14 protein-coding genes and 3 tRNA genes are annotated in these 16,407 nt (G+C 71.4%); 9 read left to right on the plus strand and 8 right to left on the minus strand.

All coding sequences use genetic code 11. The features are described 5' to 3' along the window. The first annotated feature begins 7 nt into the window (after nt 1-7). Nucleotides 8-1,903, plus strand: coding sequence for a DNA primase (dnaG, locus tag ACIP93_RS09575; protein WP_401757146.1), 1,896 nt, complete (start codon nt 8-10; stop codon nt 1,901-1,903). 109 nt (nt 1,904-2,012) lie between these two features. Further along, the gene (locus ACIP93_RS09580) at nt 2,013-3,221 is read left to right on the plus strand and encodes a sigma-70 family RNA polymerase sigma factor (protein ID WP_401757148.1); all 1,209 of its coding nucleotides are present in this window, start codon (nt 2,013-2,015) and stop codon (nt 3,219-3,221) included. A gap of 165 nt (nt 3,222-3,386) precedes the next feature. On the opposite strand, the gene ACIP93_RS09585 is transcribed toward ACIP93_RS09580, so the two are convergent. The 4 genes from ACIP93_RS09585 to ACIP93_RS09600 all read right to left on the minus strand — a co-directional run bounded on the left by ACIP93_RS09585 (nt 3,387) and on the right by ACIP93_RS09600 (nt 9,091). Then, nucleotides 3,387-5,324 carry an ABC transporter ATP-binding protein gene (locus ACIP93_RS09585; RefSeq protein ID WP_345223165.1) on the minus strand — a complete coding sequence of 646 codons (1,938 nt, stop codon included), beginning with the start codon at nt 5,322-5,324 and terminating at the stop codon, nt 3,387-3,389. Continuing rightward, nucleotides 5,321-7,054: an ABC transporter ATP-binding protein gene (locus ACIP93_RS09590; protein ID WP_345223166.1), complete on the minus strand. Its 1,734-nt coding sequence runs from the start codon at nt 7,052-7,054 to the stop codon at nt 5,321-5,323. Before ACIP93_RS09590 ends, ACIP93_RS09585 begins: the two co-directional genes overlap by 4 nt. Before the next feature lie 132 nt (nt 7,055-7,186). Next, nucleotides 7,187-8,641 carry an FGGY family carbohydrate kinase gene (locus ACIP93_RS09595; protein ID WP_345223167.1) on the minus strand — a complete coding sequence of 485 codons (1,455 nt, stop codon included), beginning with the start codon at nt 8,639-8,641 and terminating at the stop codon, nt 7,187-7,189. A 138-nt stretch (nt 8,642-8,779) separates the two neighbouring features. Then, a complete protein-coding gene (locus ACIP93_RS09600) occupies nt 8,780-9,091 on the minus strand; it encodes a YtxH domain-containing protein (RefSeq protein ID WP_345226486.1) in 312 nt (103 codons plus the stop codon). 181 nt (nt 9,092-9,272) lie between these two features. On the opposite strand from ACIP93_RS09600, the gene ACIP93_RS09605 reads away from it, so the two are divergent. From ACIP93_RS09605 to ACIP93_RS09620, 4 genes are all read left to right on the plus strand, one after another. Next, nucleotides 9,273-9,345: transfer RNA gene (locus ACIP93_RS09605), tRNA-Asn, on the plus strand. Nucleotides 9,346-9,350: 5 nt separating this feature from the next. Next, nucleotides 9,351-9,423, plus strand: a tRNA-Asn gene (locus ACIP93_RS09610). Nucleotides 9,424-9,637: 214 nt separating this feature from the next. Next, nucleotides 9,638-9,714: transfer RNA gene (locus tag ACIP93_RS09615), tRNA-Ile, on the plus strand. 236 nt (nt 9,715-9,950) lie between these two features. After that, nucleotides 9,951-10,865, plus strand: coding sequence for a YceI family protein (locus ACIP93_RS09620; protein ID WP_401757151.1), 915 nt, complete (start codon nt 9,951-9,953; stop codon nt 10,863-10,865). Nucleotides 10,866-10,899: 34 nt separating this feature from the next. On the opposite strand, the gene ACIP93_RS09625 is transcribed toward ACIP93_RS09620, so the two are convergent. From ACIP93_RS09625 to ACIP93_RS09635, 3 genes are all read right to left on the minus strand, one after another. Further along, nucleotides 10,900-11,427, minus strand: a complete 528-nt coding sequence (locus ACIP93_RS09625) for a GNAT family N-acetyltransferase (protein WP_401757153.1) — start codon at nt 11,425-11,427, stop codon at nt 10,900-10,902. Nucleotides 11,428-11,494: 67 nt separating this feature from the next. Continuing rightward, a complete protein-coding gene (locus tag ACIP93_RS09630) occupies nt 11,495-12,181 on the minus strand; it encodes a hypothetical protein (protein ID WP_401757154.1) in 687 nt (228 codons plus the stop codon). A gap of 53 nt (nt 12,182-12,234) precedes the next feature. Next, nucleotides 12,235-12,741 carry a DinB family protein gene (locus tag ACIP93_RS09635; protein ID WP_345223171.1) on the minus strand — a complete coding sequence of 169 codons (507 nt, stop codon included), beginning with the start codon at nt 12,739-12,741 and terminating at the stop codon, nt 12,235-12,237. A 155-nt stretch (nt 12,742-12,896) separates the two neighbouring features. Between ACIP93_RS09635 and ACIP93_RS09640 the strand changes: the two genes are divergently transcribed. Beyond that, nucleotides 12,897-13,445: a DinB family protein gene (locus tag ACIP93_RS09640; protein WP_401757156.1), complete on the plus strand. Its 549-nt coding sequence runs from the start codon at nt 12,897-12,899 to the stop codon at nt 13,443-13,445. Nucleotides 13,446-13,467: 22 nt separating this feature from the next. On the opposite strand, the gene ACIP93_RS09645 is transcribed toward ACIP93_RS09640, so the two are convergent. After that, a complete protein-coding gene (locus tag ACIP93_RS09645; protein ID WP_401757158.1) occupies nt 13,468-14,214 on the minus strand; it encodes a helix-turn-helix domain-containing protein in 747 nt (248 codons plus the stop codon). 286 nt (nt 14,215-14,500) lie between these two features. Here ACIP93_RS09645 and ACIP93_RS09650 point away from each other — a divergent pair, with 286 nt between their 5' ends. Beyond that, on the plus strand, nt 14,501-15,166 hold the full coding sequence (locus tag ACIP93_RS09650; RefSeq protein WP_401757160.1) for a DUF4097 family beta strand repeat-containing protein: 666 nt from the start codon (nt 14,501-14,503) through the stop codon (nt 15,164-15,166). A gap of 108 nt (nt 15,167-15,274) precedes the next feature. Continuing rightward, nucleotides 15,275-16,381, plus strand: coding sequence for a serine hydrolase domain-containing protein (locus ACIP93_RS09655; RefSeq protein ID WP_401757162.1), 1,107 nt, complete (start codon nt 15,275-15,277; stop codon nt 16,379-16,381). The last annotated feature ends 26 nt before the right edge of the window (nt 16,382-16,407 follow it).

Genomic DNA, 16,407 nt, shown 5'->3' on the forward strand with positions numbered 1-16,407 from the left:
TTCACGCGTGGCAGGCAGGATCAACGACGACGACGTGAAGGCGGTCCGGGAGGCGCTCCCGATCGACGCCGTCGTGTCCGAATACCTTTCGCTCCGCAACGCGGGCGGCGGCAACCTCAAGGGCCTCTGCCCCTTCCACGACGAGAAGTCCCCGTCCTTCCAGGTCAGCCCCAGCAAGGGTCTCTTCCACTGCTTCGGCTGCCAGGAAGGCGGCGACACGATCGCCTTCGTGATGAAGATCGACCACCTCACCTTCGCGGAGACGGTCGAGCGCCTCGCCGCGCAGGCGGGCATCACCCTGCGGTACGAGGAGGGCGGCTACAACCCCTCCACCCAGCGCGGCGAACGCACCCGCCTGGTCGAGGCGCACAAGGCCGCCGCCGAGTTCTACCTCCAGCAGTTGGAGAGCCCGGAAGCGGAGATCGGCCGCGCGTTCCTCGCCGAACGCGGCTTCGACCAGGCCGCCGCCGCCCACTTCGGCGTCGGCTACAGCCCGGCCGGCTGGGACCACCTCACGCGTTACCTGCGCGGCAAGGGCTTCACCGACAAGGAGCTGCTGCTGTCCGGGCTCGCCCAGGAGTCCCGCCGCAGCCCCATCGACCGCTTCCGGGGCCGCCTGATGTGGCCGATCCGCGACATCGGCGGCGAGGTCGTCGGCTTCGGCGCGCGCAAGCTCCGCGACGACGACAACGGGCCCAAGTACCTCAACACCCCCGAGACCCCGATCTACAAGAAGTCCCAGGTCCTGTACGGCATCGACCTGGCCAAGAAGGACATCGCCAAGTCCAGCCGCGCCGTCGTCGTCGAGGGCTACACCGACGTCATGGCCTGCCACCTGGCCGGCGTCACCACCGCCATCGCGACCTGCGGCACGGCCTTCGGCGGCGACCACATCAAGATCCTGCGCCGGCTGCTGATGGACAACGGATCGGCCCGCGTCATCTTCACCTTCGACGGCGACGCGGCGGGTCAGAAGGCCGCCCTGCGTGCCTTCGAGGACGACCAGAAGTTCGCCGCCGAGACGTACATCGCGATCGCCCCCGACGGCATGGACCCCTGCGACCTGCGCCTGGCCAAGGGCGACGAGGCCGTCGCCGACCTCACCCAGCCGCGCACCCCGCTCTTCGAGTTCGCGCTGCGGCAGATCATCGCCCGCTACGACCTGGAGACCCCGGCGGGCCGCGCCGCCGCCCTCGACGAGGCCGGCCCCGTCGTCGCCCGCATCAAGAACAGCGCCTCCCAGCACGAGGTCGCCGTCCAGCTCGCGGGCATGCTCGGCATCCTCGACACCCAGTTCGTCGTCAAGCGCATCGCCCAGCTCGCCCGCTGGGCCAAGGACCGCGGCGGCCGCGGCCCCTCCGCGGACCCCCGGCAACGACAGCGGGCCTACGACGCCGCCCCCGCCGCCCCCGCCGTGCGCGGCCCCGCGCTCAACCTGCGCAGCCCCGTCCACCGCACCGAGCGCGAACTCCTCAAGCTCGCCCTCCAGCGCCCCGACCTGGTCTCCCCGGCCTTCGACGCGTACGGCGCCGACGAGTTCACCGCCCCGCCGTACGCGGCCGTCCGGCAGACCATCGAGGAGGCGGGCGGCGTTGAACTCGGCGCGCAGGCCCCCGCCGACTACCTCGCCCGGGTCCGCGAGTGCGCCGTCGACGACCAGGTCAGGGCCATGGTGACCGAGCTCGCGGTGGAGGCCCTGCACGCCAAGACCGTCGACGAGGTCTACGCGGGCGTCCAACTCGTCCAGGTCCGGCTGCGCGCCGTCGACCGCCGCATCCTGGAGGTCCAGGGCTCGCTGGCCCGCCTCGGCCACCACGGCGACCCCACCGCCGTGCAGAACGAGCTGTGGGTCCTCCAGCAGTACGCCCAGTCCCTCCGCAACCACGGCGCGGCAGCCCTCTAGCTCCCCCGGGTCACCACTCGGTCACGGACCGGACTCAAAAAGTCACCGCACGCCCCTCGCGGCGGCCGTGTGTCGCACCCCACACTGAGTGCGGTGCTTGTGGCCCGTGATGGGCGGCCGCAGTCGTCGGTCGTACGAGGGGCCGTACCCGTGCGTGGCCCGTGCCCCCGGCTCCGCCTTGGCAGCGTTCACCCTGGAGGTCGCCCCCGTGCAGACCCAGACCCTGGCCGATCTGGTCGCGGCCGTACCCGCGCAGAGCCGCGCCGAACGCCCCTTGCGGACGCCCGGGGAAACCGCCGAGGTCCCGGAGCCCGCCGGGGCCGCGCCCACGGGGCGCGAACCGGAGGAACCGGCCGACCTCGAACGGCCCGACGTGCCCGAACGTCCCGCCCGCGCCGACACGTCCGGCCCCTCCTCCGACCTCTTCCGCCAGTACCTGCGCGAGATCGGCCGCATCCCCCTCCTCACCGCGGCCGACGAGGTCGAGCTCGCCCGGAGCGTGGAAGCGGGCCTGTTCGCCGAGGAGAAGCTCGCCGGATCGACCGACCTGGACTTCCAACTCACCCTGGACCTGGACACCTTGGTGGTACGGGGCCGGATGGCGAAGCGCCGACTCATCGAGGCCAACCTCCGCCTGGTCGTCTCGGTGGCGAAACGCTACGTCGGCCGCGGCCTGACCATGCTCGACCTGGTCCAGGAGGGGAACCTGGGCCTGATCCGGGCCGTCGAGAAGTTCGACTACGCACGCGGCTACAAGTTCTCGACGTACGCCACCTGGTGGATCCGCCAGGCCATGTCCCGGGCCCTGGCCGACCAGGCGCGGACGATACGGGTCCCCGTCCACGTCGTCGAACTCATCAACCGCGTCGTGCGCGTCCAGCGCCGCCTGCTCCAGGAGCGGGGGTACGAGCCCACCGCCGAGGAGGTCGCCGCCCAGCTCGACCTGACGCCGGAGCGGGTGGGGGAGGTGCTGCGCCTGGCCCAGGAGCCGGTCTCCCTGCACGCGCCGGTCGGCGAGGAGGACGACGTCGCCCTCGGCGACCTGATCGAGGACGGCGACGCGGCGTCCCCCGTCGAGTCCGCCGCCTTCCTCCTCCTGCGCGAGCACCTGGAAGCCGTCCTCTCCACGCTCGGCGAACGCGAGCGCAAGGTGGTCCAGCTCCGCTACGGCCTCGCGGACGGGCGTCCCCGCACGCTCGAAGAAATCGGCCGGATCTTCGGCGTCACCCGCGAACGCATCCGCCAGATCGAGTCCAAGACCCTGAACAAACTCCGCGACCACGCCTTCGCCGACCAACTCCGCGGCTACCTCGACTGACCCCCGCCCCTCTGGGCGGCGGGGCCGCCCCCCCCCGGGGAGGGCGGACAAGGGGGCCGCCCCTCCCGCTTCCGGCCCACCGGGTGCCGCCCCTGCCCCAGCGCCCGCGCCGGACGCCCGGTCCACTCGGGCCCCGGCCCGCCCCCGTACCGGCGGGCCGGCGGCCTACTCCACCTCCACCACCGCCCTCGCGAACTGCGCCGCGTACAGCCGCGCGTACGCACCCCCCGCCTCCAGCAGCCCCGCATGGCTGCCCTGCTCCACGATCGCCCCGTTCTCCATCACCAGGATCACGTCCGCGTCCCGGATCGTCGACAGCCGGTGCGCGATCACGAACGACGTCCGCCCGTGCGCCAACCGCGCCATCGCCTTCTGGATCAGCACCTCGGTCCGCGTGTCGACCGAGCTCGTCGCCTCGTCGAGGACCAGGATCACCGGGTCCGACAGGAACGCCCGCGCGATCGTGACGAGCTGCTTCTCGCCCGCGCTGACCCCCGACCCCTCGTCGTCGATCACCGTGTCGTACCCGTCCGGCAGCGTCCGCACGAAACGGTCCGCGTGCGCCGCCCGCGCCGCCTCCTCGACCTGCTCCCGCGTCACCGGCCCGGCCGCCCCGTACGCGATGTTGTCCGCGATCGTCCCGCCGAACAGCCAGGTGTCCTGGAGCACCATTCCGACCCCGGACCTCAGCTCCTCCCGGGACATCTTCGCGATGTCCACCCCGTCGACGGCGATCCGGCCACCGGTCACCTCGTAGAAACGCATCAGCAGATTGACCAGCGTGGTCTTGCCCGCGCCCGTCGGCCCGACGATCGCGACCGTCTGGCCGGGGGAGACCCGCAGCGACAGGTCCTCGATCAGCGGCTTGTCCGGCTCGTAGCGGAAGGAGACGTTCTCCAGCTCCACCGCGCCCCGCAGCGCGTCGGGACCCGTCACCGGCAGCCCCGGCGCGTCCACCGCGTCCGGCTCCTGCTCCTCCGCGTCCAGCAGCTCGAAGACGCGCTCCGCCGAGGCCACCGCCGACTGCACCAGGTTCGCCATCGACGCCACCTGCGTCAGCGGCATCGAGAACTGCCGCGAGTACTGGATGAAGGCCTGTACATCACCGATCGACAGGGTTCCCGAAGCGACCTTCAGACCGCCGACCACCGCCACCAGCACGTAGTTCAGGTTCGACACGAACATCATCAGCGGCTGCATGATCCCGCTGTTGAACTGCGCCCGGAAGCTCGCCTCGTAGAGCTGCTCGTTCTGCTCGCGGAAACCCTCCGCCGACTCGTGCTGCCGGCCGAAGACCTTCACCAGCGAGTGACCGGTGTACATCTCCTCGATGTGCGCGTTCAGCGTGCCCGTCGTCTTCCACTGCTGCACGAACTGCGGCTGCGACCGCTTGCCGACCTTCGCCGCCACCACCACCGACAGCGGCACCGTGATCAGCGCGACCAGCGCCAGCAGCGGCGAGATCCAGAACATGATGACCAGGACCCCGATCACCGTCAGCACCGAGTTGATGAGCTGGCCCATCGTCTGCTGCATCGTCTGGCCGATGTTGTCGATGTCGTTCGTCGTCCGCGACAGCACCTCACCGCGCTTGGCGCGGTCGAAGTACGACAGCGGCAGGCGCGACAACTTCGCTTGGACGTCCTGACGCATCCGGTACACGGTCCTGTTGACCGCCCGGTTCACCATCCGCGTCGAGACCAGCATCAGCAGCCCCGCGCCCACGTACACCGCCAGCACGATCAGCAGCACGGTGCCGATCGCCCCGAAGTCGATGCCCTGGCCCGGCGTGAAGTCGACGCCCGACAGCATGTCCGCGAGCCGGCCGTCACCCGCCGCGCGCAGCCCCTCGACGGCCTCTTCCTTGGTCGGGCCCGCGTCCATCGTCCGGCCGACGATTCCCGCGAACAGCAGGTCCGTCGCCGAGCCGAGGATCTTCGGTCCGATCACCGACAGCGTCACGCTGAAGACCAGCGCCACGAACAGCACCCACAGGGTGACCTTCTCCGGTGCCAACTGTCGCAACAGCCGCTTCCCCGACCCGCGGAAGTCCATCGACTTCTCGGTCGGGGGTCCCATCATGCGTCCAGCGGGCCCGCTCATGCCGCCTCGGCCTCCGTCAGCTGGGAGAGCACGATCTCCCGGTAGGTCTCGTTGGTCTCCATCAGCTCGTGGTGCCGTCCGGCGCCCACGACCCGGCCCTCGTCCAGCACGACGATCCGGTCGGCGTCCCGGATGGTCGACACCCGCTGCGCCACGATGATCACCGTCGCCTCCGCGGTCTCCCGCGCCAGCGCCGCCCGCAGGGCCGCGTCCGTCGCGTAGTCCAGGGCGGAGAAGGAATCGTCGAAGAGATAGATCTCCGGCCGCTGCACGAGCGTCCGGGCGATCGAAAGCCGCTGCCGCTGCCCGCCCGACACATTCGTGCCGCCCTGCGAGACGGGGGCGTACAACCCGTCGTCCAGCCGCTGCACGAAGTCCTTGGCCTGCGCCGTCTCCAGCGCCGCCCACAGTTCTTCGTCCGTGGCGTCGGGATTTCCGTACCGCAGATTGCTCGCTACCGTCCCCGAGAACAGGTACGGCTTCTGCGGAACAAGTGACACCGTCTTCGCGAGCAGCACCGGGTCCAGGGTGCGTACGTCGACGCCGTCGACCAGCACCTCTCCGGCCGTGGCGTCGAACAGCCGCGGGATCAGGCCCAGCAGCGTCGACTTGCCGGAGCCCGTCGAGCCGATGACCGCCGTCGTCTCGCCCGGCCTGGCCCGCAGGGAGATGTTCTCGAGTACGGATTCCTCCGCGCCCGGATAGCTGAACCCGACGCCCCGCAGCTCCAGTTCGCCGTGCCTGCTCAGCTCCACGACCGGCGCGAGCGGCGGCACCACACTGCTGTCCGTCCCCAGCACTTCCTCGATGCGCTCGGCGCAGACCTCCGCGCGCGGCACCATCATGAACATGAAGGTGGCCATCATCACGGACATCACGATCTGCATCAGGTAGGCGAGGAAGGCGGTCAGCGCGCCGATCTCCATCCCGCCGCTGTCGATGCGCTGCGCACCGAACCAGACCACCGCCACGCTCGACACGTTCACGACCGTCATCACGATCGGGAACATCAGCGCCATCAGCTTGCCGGTGGCCAGCGACACCTCGGTCAGGTCCTCGTTGGCCCGCTTGAACCGCTCCTTCTCGAAGTCGTCCTTCACGAAGGCCCGGATGACGCGGTTGCCGGTGATCTGCTCGCGCAGCACCCGGTTCACGGTGTCCAGCTTCTCCTGCACGGACCGGAACAGCGGGCGCATCCTGCGGATGATCAGCGAGACGGCGACGCCCAGCACCGGCACCACCGCGAGCAGCACGCTCGACAGCGGCACGTCCTGACCGAGCGCCATGACGATGCCGCCGACGCACATGATGGGGGCGGCCACCACCAGCGTGAAGCTCATCAGGACCAGCATCTGCACCTGCTGGACGTCGTTCGTCGTGCGGGTGATCAGGGACGGAGCCCCGAACTGCCCGACCTCCCGCGCCGAGAAGCTCTGCACCTTCCCGAACACGGCGGCCCGGATGTCCCGGCCGAGGGCGGCGGCGGTACGGGCCCCGTAGAAGACCGCACCGATGTTGCAGACGACCTGCACGACGCTCACCGCGATCATGAAGGCGCCGAACTGGAGGATGTAACCCGTGTCCCCCTTCACGACGCCCTTGTCGATGATGTCGGCGTTGAGGGTGGGGAGGTAGAGGGCGGCGCTGGTCTGCAAGAGCTGCAGCAGCACCAGCAGGGCTATCGGTTTCCGGTACGGGCCGAGGTGGGCCCGCAGAAGCTTCAGAAGCACGCGCGGTCTTTCGTCGGACGGCGAGGGGGCGGAGGGATCGCCCCCCATCCTGCGCCACCCGCCCCCGGCCCGCCCACGGGTTTACCCCAAACCCCGGTCAAGCATCCCGCCGCCCGGGGCGCGCCCCTGCCGCTATTCGGCCCCGGTCTCGAAGGCCCCCGGGTGGACCTGGTCGCGGGCCGCCTTGAACTGCTGGCGGACGGCGGCGCCCACGGCGACCTCGTCCCCCGGCTCCAGCACCTGCGCCACCGCACCCCGCCAGGCCGGCGGCTCGTCCGGCGACAGCGTCCCCTGCGCGACCCCCAGCGCCCACGCCGCCTGCCGGGCCGCGCCCAGTGCCGCGTACTGCGCCGGAGCCGGCACCACCACCTGCGTACCGAAGATCATCGGTGCCATCGCCTGCACCGCGGGCAGCTCCGCCGCGGCCCCCAGCAGGAACACCCGCCGCACCTGCACGCCCCGTCCCCGCAGCACGTCCATCGCGTCGGCCAGCGAGCACAGCATCCCCTCGAAGGAGGCCCGCGCCACGTGCTCCGGTTTCATCGACTCCCGCCGCAGCCCGAACAGGGTCCCGGCCGTGTGCGGCAGCCACGGCGTCCGCTCGCCCTCCAGATACGGCAGGAGCACCAGGCCCGACGCCCCGGGCGTCGACTTCAACGCCAGCGCGGACAGCTCCTCCAGCCCGCCGCCCTCCACGCCCAGCATCTCCGCCGTCCCGCGCAGCGCCCGTACCGCGTTGGAGGTGTGCACGACCGGCAGGTGCATGCCCGTCGCGTCGGCGAAGGACGTGATCGTCCCGCTGGAGTCGACGAGTGCTTCGTGGTGCACCGCCATCACGGAACCGGAGGCCCCCAGCGAGACCACGGCGTCCCCGACGGCCACCCCGAGCCCGAAGGCCGCGGCCATCGTCTCCCCGGTGCCCGCCGAGATGAGCAGCCCCTCCGGCGTCGTGCCCGCCGCCTCACTGGGCCCGAGCACCTCCGGCAGCGCCACCTGGTGCCCGAGCGCCAGCTCGACCAGGTCGGGACGGTACGAGCCGGTGGCCGCCGACCAGTAACCCGTCCCCGAAGCGGCCCCCCGGTCCGTGGTCCTGCGGGCCGGCCGGCCCAGCAACTGCCACACCAGCCAGTCGTGCGGCTGCATCACACCGGCGGTCCTGGCGGCGTTCTCCGGTTCGTGCCGGGCCATCCACGCCAGCTTCGCCAGCGGCTGCGGCGACGTCGGAACCGACCCCACCGCCTGGGCCCACGCCTGCCGGCCCCCGTACCCCTCCACCAGGTCCGCCGCGGCGACCTGCGCCCGCTTGTCGTTGCCGAGCAGCGCGGGCCGCACCGGCTGCCCGTTCACGTCCAGCGGTACGAGACCGTGCTGCTGCGCCGACACCCCGATGGCGGCCACGTCGTCCAGCAGCCCGTCCGCGGCGGCCTCGCCCAGCGACAGCAGCCACACCTGCGGATCGGCCTCGGTGGCCCTCTCCTCGATCGGATGGGGGGCGTACCCCTCACGCAGTACGGCGCCCGTGTCCGTGTCGCAGACCACGACGTGTGTGAAACCGGAGGAACTGTCCAACCCCGCGACTATGCCCATGCACATGATTCTGCCGCACCCCGCCGAGGCGGAATGCGGCAGCCGGGAAACCCGCGACGAGGGGGGCGGGGGCGAGACCCGCGACGGGGGAGCCGGCTCGCACCGACACCTCCGCCGCGCCCGCTCCCGCGACGTCGCTCAGGTGTTGCTGGTCCCCCAGTCGTCCTCGCCGCCCTGGGTGCGCTCCCGCAGCGAGCGCACCCGCTGGGCGACCGACTCCGGGACCCGGCCGCTCACCCTGTCGCCCATCTTCTCGGTGACGGTGTGCACGGCCTTGTCCGCGAACTCGCGCCCGGTCTGGGCCGCCGACTCCGCGGTGTTCCGCACGGCCGGGTTCTGGGAGATCCGCCGCGCGGACTTCCTGATCTGCTCGTACCGCTCGCGCCCGGCCCGGGTCCCGAACACGTAACCCAGGGCCAGTCCGGCGACGAACGTGAGCCGGTAGCGCATGGCTGCCACCCTTCTCCTGCAACGGTCTCGGTGTGTGATCCGCCTACCCGTCGTGCCCGCAGATCATCCCGGGGCATACCGATTGGCGGAGCACCCCCCTGCTTGCGCTAATGTATGTCTCGCAGCGGGCGCACGCCCCCGGGAAGACCGGCGGGAGGTGCATTCGGTGCAAGCACAGCAATCCCCTGTAGCTCAATTGGCAGAGCAGCCGGCTGTTAACCGGCAGGTTACTGGTTCGAGTCCAGTCGGGGGAGCGCGGTCCCCTGTAGCTCAATTGGCAGAGCATTCGGCTGTTAACCGGAGGGTTACTGGTTCGAGTCCAGTCGGGGGAGCAGGAAGAGAAGAGGGCCTCTCCGGAGGCCCTCTTTTTCGTGCGTACGACGGCCGCTCCGCCCCTCTTCGTGTGGCATGCGGCACGTTCGGGAACCGTCCGGACGGCAGGGCAGTCCTCATGGTCATGTGTTGCCGGGCATCCGAGGCGGGAGATCGTATGACCGGCTATGCTGCGGCAGACGGCGCGTACATGTGTACGCGCCACGCCGTGTGGGGGCGGTAGCTCAGCCGGTTAGAGCAGCGGACTCATAATCCGTCGGCCGTGGGTTCGAGTCCCACCCGCCCCACCACAACGGAATGTCGCAGAAACGATCCGAGCTGCACGGCAGTCGGCGCAGGGCCTCCACCTCAGGGTGGGGGCCCTGCGGCGTTCGAGGTCCTGGGGCTTCGAGGGCAGGGCCCGGTTCGCCCCGGTGGGAGGGTGGCGCGGTTTCGGATGCGAGTTCGATGTATGAGACAACTGAGCGAGCCGTTCCGGTCGGGTGACCGGCGCGGTGGCGGTCGTCTCCAGTGAAAGGTGAACTCCATGGTCCTCTCCCTCCTCCGGCGTGCGCGGGCGAAGTCCGGCGGGGCGAGCGGCGGTGGGCTCGTGCTGCCGGTGCCGCGCGGTGCCGGAACCGTGAGCTGTGAGGTCGTGGACCCGGTCGGGCAGAAGCTCGGCGGGGCGGAGATCACGGTGACGGCGAAGAGCGACGGGCGGGTGGTGGCCAAGGGGACCACCGACCTGTTCGGGCTGTTCACGGCCGCGCTGCCGGCCGGGGAGTACGGGCTGCTGATGACCGCCGAGTCGATGCGGCCCGCGAGCTGGTCGTTCTACATCGAGCCCGGCGAGGCGCTCGGCATGGGGCGCGTCGAGCTGGAGGTGGCGCAGCAGTTGGAGCCGCCGAGCCCCGGCATGTGGCTGATCGACCCGCCGCACACCGCGATCCGCTTCATCGCCCAGCACGTCGGGATGGCGAACGTGCACGGCAGGTTCCAGAAGTTCGAGGGCGGGGTCAGGGTCGCCGAGAACCCCGAGGAGTCCGAGGTACGGGTGCGGATCGAGGCCGCCAGCCTCACCACCGGCAACAAGACCCGCGACACCCACCTGCGCTCCGCCGACTTCCTCGACGTGGAGAACTATCCGTACATCGACTTCGTCAGCGACCGCTTCGTCTACCGGGGCGGCAACGCCTGGTCCGTGCAGGGCGCGCTGACCCTGCACGGGGTGAGCCGGTCGGTGGCGCTCGACACCGTGTACCTGGGGGCCGTCAACGGCGGGTACGGCGAGGAACTGCGCTGCGCCGCCCGCGCCACCGCCGAACTCCACCGCGAGGACTACACCCTGAACTGGCGGAACATGCTCGCCAAGGGGATCGCCGTCGTCGGGCCCACGGTGAAGCTGGAGATGGACATCCAGACGATGTTCCAGGGGCCGGACACCCCGACACCGCCCGAGTAGGCGAGCGGGCCGCTGTGCGGTGGGCGGTGGGCGGTCATGTCGTGATCCAGTAGCGCTGGGTGCGGCCCAGGGCGGTCGTGCGGGTGTCCTCCAGGACGCCGCCGTTGCGCTCGATGGTGCGGGCCGAGGCGGTGTTGGTGTCCTCGCAGGTGACCAGGACCCGGTCCAGGCCGAGGGCCCGGGCCTCGGGGAGGACCGCCCCGAGGGCCCAGGTGGCCAGGCCGCGCCTGCGGGCGGAGGGGCGGATGCTGTAGCCGACGTGCCCGCCGGCGTCGAGCAGGAAGTCGTTCAGGGTGTGCCGCAGGTCGATGGCGCCCAGGTACGTGTCGCCCTCGGCCACCCACCAGTGCGTGGCCGGCACGCGGCCCTCGTCGAGCTCCGCCGAGGGGTCCGACTGCCGCTTCAGCGTCTCCACCCACGCCGCGAAGACCCCGGGATCGGTGAGGTCTCCGTCCGCCAGGACCACCGCCGCACCGGGCAGGTGCGCGCCGGGGTCCCACTCCTCGCGGGCGTCGAGCCAGGAGGAGTGGAGCCGGGCGGTGGGCGCGATCAGTTCGGGCATGCGGGGGAACGTAACACCGGAGCGCCCCGCTGAGCAGGGGATTTACGGGGGTGGGGCGGGGGTACGGCTACGGATGCGGTTGCGGCCAGGTCGCCGGGGCCGGGCCGAAGGCGCGGCGGGCGGAGCGGACCGCGAGGGAGGCCATCGCGGCGTTGGCGCCGCCCCCGATGACCGCGCCGATGCCGAAGGGGGCGACGCGGCCGAGCACGATGATGCCCTGCTTGGTGCCGTACTTCGTGACGAAGTTCCGGCCCAGGACCTTGTTGATCTGCTTCAGCGTCTCGGCGGGCACCTTGGCGACGACCTGGCGTCCCCAGTGGGCTCCCGTGCGCCCGGCGGCCTTGTTGATGGTGGCGGAACCGGAGCCGCCGAGCATGACGCCCAGGACGATCGTCCGGCGGCGTTCGATCTCGTCGATGGGGACGCCGTGGACCTCGGCCACCGAGAGCGCGTAGAGGGCGCTCAGTTCGAGCGAGGAGAACACCTCGCCCGCCGACATCGCCAGGGCGATCCCGGTGCCGACGCCGGGGGCGGCGGCGGTTCCGCCCACCGCCGCCCCCGTGCCGGTCAGGGCGCTCACGTACATCCGCTCCAGCGTGCGGATCACCTGCTCCGGGGTGGCGTCGGGGTTCCGCTGGCGGGCCCGGGCGATGTTCTTGTGCACCAGCAGGCTCTGGGCGGCTATGGCCTTGTCCAGGAGGGCGAGGACTCGCCCTGCCGACGGTTCGGGCTCGCTGGGGGCTTCCGTGGTCACGCGGGGACTCCTCGGGTCGTCGCATCACGACGCGTCCAGGCGTGAGGGGCCGCCTAGTTGCCGGTCGTTCCGTCGAGCATTTCGCGCAGGATATCCAAGTGGCCGTTGTGGCGGGCCGTTTCCTCCACGAGGTGGTGGAGGATCCAGCGCAGGTCGACCCGGAGGCCGTCGCGGATGGTTCCCACGGACTTCTGGTCGAGGGGGGTGGCCGCCGCCAACTCGCGGTAGCGCCGGCTCTGTTCGGCGTACTCGGCGAGGAGCTGGGGGAGCGGGAAGCCGACGGCGATGCGCATCTCGCGGTCGGGGTCCTCGTCGGTCATGGGGGCCAGGTCCTCCTCGCCGAGGAGGATCACCTGGAACCAGTAGTACTCGACCCAGCGGAGGTGGTTGATCACCCCGCTGACGGTCATCAGCGGCGAGTTCGGGAGGGGCGCGGTGCGGGCGTTCTCCTCGGAGAGGCCCTCGCACTTGGCGCGGGCGGTGTCGCGGGTGTAGTCGAGGAAGGTGGTGAGCTGGGTGCGTTCGTCCCAGGCGGCAGGTGTGTCGGTGCATCGGGTCATCGGGCGAAGTCTGTCCGGTCCGGGGGCCGGTGTCGACGCCTTTGTGGTCCAGTGGGGGCGGGACAGTGGGACAAGTAGGACCTTTCTTGTCCTACTTCTTGGCTAGGGTCGTGGATGTCGGAGCGCGTCGGGGACCACCGGAAGCAGGCAGTGATATGACCGTGAGCGAGTCGAACACCTCCGTCCTCACCACCCTCACCGGAGAGCGGGCGGACCTCCTCGCCGCGCTCGCCAAGAACCGGTTTTTCCTGCGGAACACCGCCCGCGGTCTCACCGACGAGCAGGCCGCAGTGCGTACCACCGTGAGCGAGCTGTGCCTGGGCGGGCTGATCAAGCACGTGACCGCCGTCGAGCGGGGCTGGGCCGCCTTCATCGTCGAGGGGGCCGCGGCGATCGAGGACCCGGCCGCCGAGACGGAGCGGGGACGCAAGGAGCGCGAGGACGGATTCCGGATGCTGCCCGGGGAGACCCTGGAGGGGGTGCTCGGCGCGTACGAGGAAGCGGCCCGGGCGACGGACGAACTCGTCCGTACCGTTCCCGACCTGGACAGGACCTGGCCGCTGCCCGAGGCTCCCTGGACCGAGCCGGGGGCGGCGTGGTCGGTGCGCGGCGTGCTGCTGCACATCATCGCGGAGACCGCCCAGCACGCCGGGCACGCGGACATCCTGCGGGAGTCCCTCGACGGCGCGCAGAGCATGGCCTGACCCCGTCGGCGCGGGCGGTCCGTCACGCGTCCCGTGCGGGGGCCGGGGCGGCGACGGACTTGCTGTGCAGGACCTCGCGGGCCTGTTCGGCGGCGCGGGCGCTGGCCTCGGCGACGTAGTCCATGAAGCGTGCGACGTTCTCCAGGCGGGTGGCGGCCGGGGTGCCGGGGCCGAGCACCGCGACGCCCTCGCGTGCCGTCTGCACGACCTGGAGGGTGGCGCGTGCGCTGGTGATCATCGCCTGGTACCAGATGTCGTCGTCGACCGTGTACCGCTCCCGGCGGCCGTCGCCCTTCTCCCGGCGCACCAGGCCCTGGCCGTCCAGGAACGCGATCGCCTTCGAGATCGACGCCGGGCTCACCTGGAGGTGCCGGGCCAGTTCGGCGGCGGTGAGGCTGCCGGAGTCGGTCACCATGAGCGCGGCCATCACCCGGGCCATCATCTGCGGCATCCCGTTGGTCATCTGAACGGTCGTGAACACCTCCTCGTACGCGCGCACCGCCTCCGGGTCGCGGCCGTGCGGCAGCGGTGCCGCCGCCGGACCGCGGGTGGCCGGGGCGGCGGGCCTGCGGCGCTGGGTGCGGCGTTCGGTGGCGCGGTGGGCGAGGTCGGCGCGGTAGGAGGCGGGGCCGCCGTTGCGCATGACCTCGCGGGTGACCGTGGAGGTGGGGCGGTCCAGGCGGCGCGCGATCTCCGCGTACGCGAGTCCGTCGGCCAGGCCGAGCGCGATCTGCTGGCGTTCCTGCTGGGTGAGTCGGCCTCCGGGCATCGCGGTCTCCTTGGGGTGGGGGAGGGGTCGTGCGGCGCGTCAAGTTTCGCTTCACGCACGGCACTTGGTGGCGCAGCATAGCGTTCAGCTTCAGTCCATTGCAATGGAAGCGCGTGGTGTTGTTGCGTTATGCGGCAGGACGTCGCAATGAAATTGGGCCCCTGAGCTGCGATAACACGGTTTGTACGCAACATAGTTGTTGCCGGGTCGGTGAAGGCAACGTAGCGTTCAGGTCATCGGAAAGAACGAGCCGGACGCAACCCCGGCCCGAAACAAGGGAATTGACATGCAGACCTTCGCCACCGCCGCCCCCGTCACCGCCCACCTCGACCTCCCCGCCGGCAGCATCCGCCTCATCGCCGCCGACCGCGCCGACACCACCGTCGACGTCCGCCCCGCCGACCCGGCCAAGAGCCGTGACGTCAAGGCCGCCGAGTCCACCAGCGTCAGTTACGAGAACGGCGTCCTGCGCGTCACCGCCCCCGAGGCCAAGAAGTTCGGCCCCTCCGGCGCGGTCGAGGTCACCGTCCAGCTCCCGGCCGGATCGCACGTCGAGGCGACGACGGCCACCGCCGAGTTCCGCGGCGTCGGCCGGCTGGGCGACGTCACCTACGAGAGCGCCCACGGGCAGGTCAAGCTCGACGAGACCGCCGCTGCCCGCCTCTCCCTCCAGGCCGGCGACATCCAGGTGGGCCGCCTCAACGGCGCCGCCCGCCTCAGCACCGCCAAGGGCGACCTGACCGTCGCCGAAGCCGTCCGGGGCGAGGTCGCCCTGCACACCGAACACGGCGACATCACCGTCGGCGCCGCCCGCGGCACGGACGCCACCCTCGACGCGGGCACCGCCTACGGCCGCGTCTCCAACACCCTCCGGAACGCGGGTACTTCGGACGCCGTGCTCACCGTCCGCGCCACCACCTCCCACGGCGACATCACCGCCCGCAGCAACTGACCCGGCCGTGCCCGGCCACCGCCCCGTCCAGCCCGCACCGCCCCGGGGCGGCGGAGTCCCGCCGCCCCGGAAACCCCCGGCACCGCCGCCCCGAAGGAGACCGCCGCCATGTCCGCAACCCCCTCCCGCCCCGAACTCCACAAGGCCGTCGCGTCCATGGTCGAGGCCGGCTTCACCGGTGTGCAGCTCCGCGTCCGCGACGAGCGCGGCACCTGGTCCGGCACCGGCGGCGTCGCCGAGCTGGGCGGCAGCGAGCCGCCCCCGCTCGACTCACCGGTCCGCATCGGCAGCAACACCAAGACCTTCGCCGCCACCGTGCTGCTCCAGCTCGTCGGCGAGGGCGGCGTCGGACTCGACACCCCGGCCGCCCAGTACCTCCCCGAGTTCGGTCTCGACCCCCGCATCACCGTCCGCATGCTCCTCCAGCACACCAGCGGCCTCTTCAACCACACCGGCGAGGTCTACGAGGACGGCACGAAGGTCCACGGCATCCCCTGGTCGGGCCGCGAGTGGGTGGAGAACCGGTTCAGGGCCTACTCGCCGCGGGAGCTGGTGCGGTACTCCCTGGAGCGGCCGGTCCGCTTCGAGCCGGGCGCCGACTGGAGCTACGCCAACACCAACTACGTGCTCGTCCGCCTGATCGTCGAGCAGGTCACCGGCCGTACTTTCGCCGAGGAGACCGGGCGGCGGATCCTGGAGCCGCTCGGCCTGACCGGCACCCGCGTCCCCTCGCCCGCGCATCCGCAGACCGACCTCGCCGGGCCGCACGGCCACGCCTACCACCGCTACGAGGACGCCGACGGCCGGGAGCGGGTCGTCGACGTCACCCGGCAGGACCCCTCCTGGGTCTCCACCGGCGGCGACATGGTCTCCACCACCCGTGACCTCGACGTCTTCCTCTCCGCGCTCGTCACCGGCGAGCTGCTGCCCGCGCCGCTGCTGGCCGAGATGTACGGGACCCACGAGAAGGTCCCGTACGGACTGGGCGTCTTCGTCCAGCCCACCGGCGACGGCGGCACCGTCATCACCCACAACGGCGGCATCTCGGGCCACGGCGCCCTGATGTACGCCACCCCCGACGGCAGCCGCACCCTCACCGCCGCGTTCAACTACGTGGACGACCCGGACCTGTCGCTGTCCGCCGCCTTCCAGGAGGTGACGGCGATGCTGGTCGCCGAGGTCTTCGGCCGGGGCGGCACCGGACCGGCGGAGTGAACCCCCGCCCCCGCACCCGGGGCGCG

This window comes from Streptomyces sp. NPDC088745 (assembly GCF_044751045.1).
Taxonomy (GTDB): domain Bacteria; phylum Actinomycetota; class Actinomycetes; order Streptomycetales; family Streptomycetaceae; genus Streptomyces; species Streptomyces cremeus.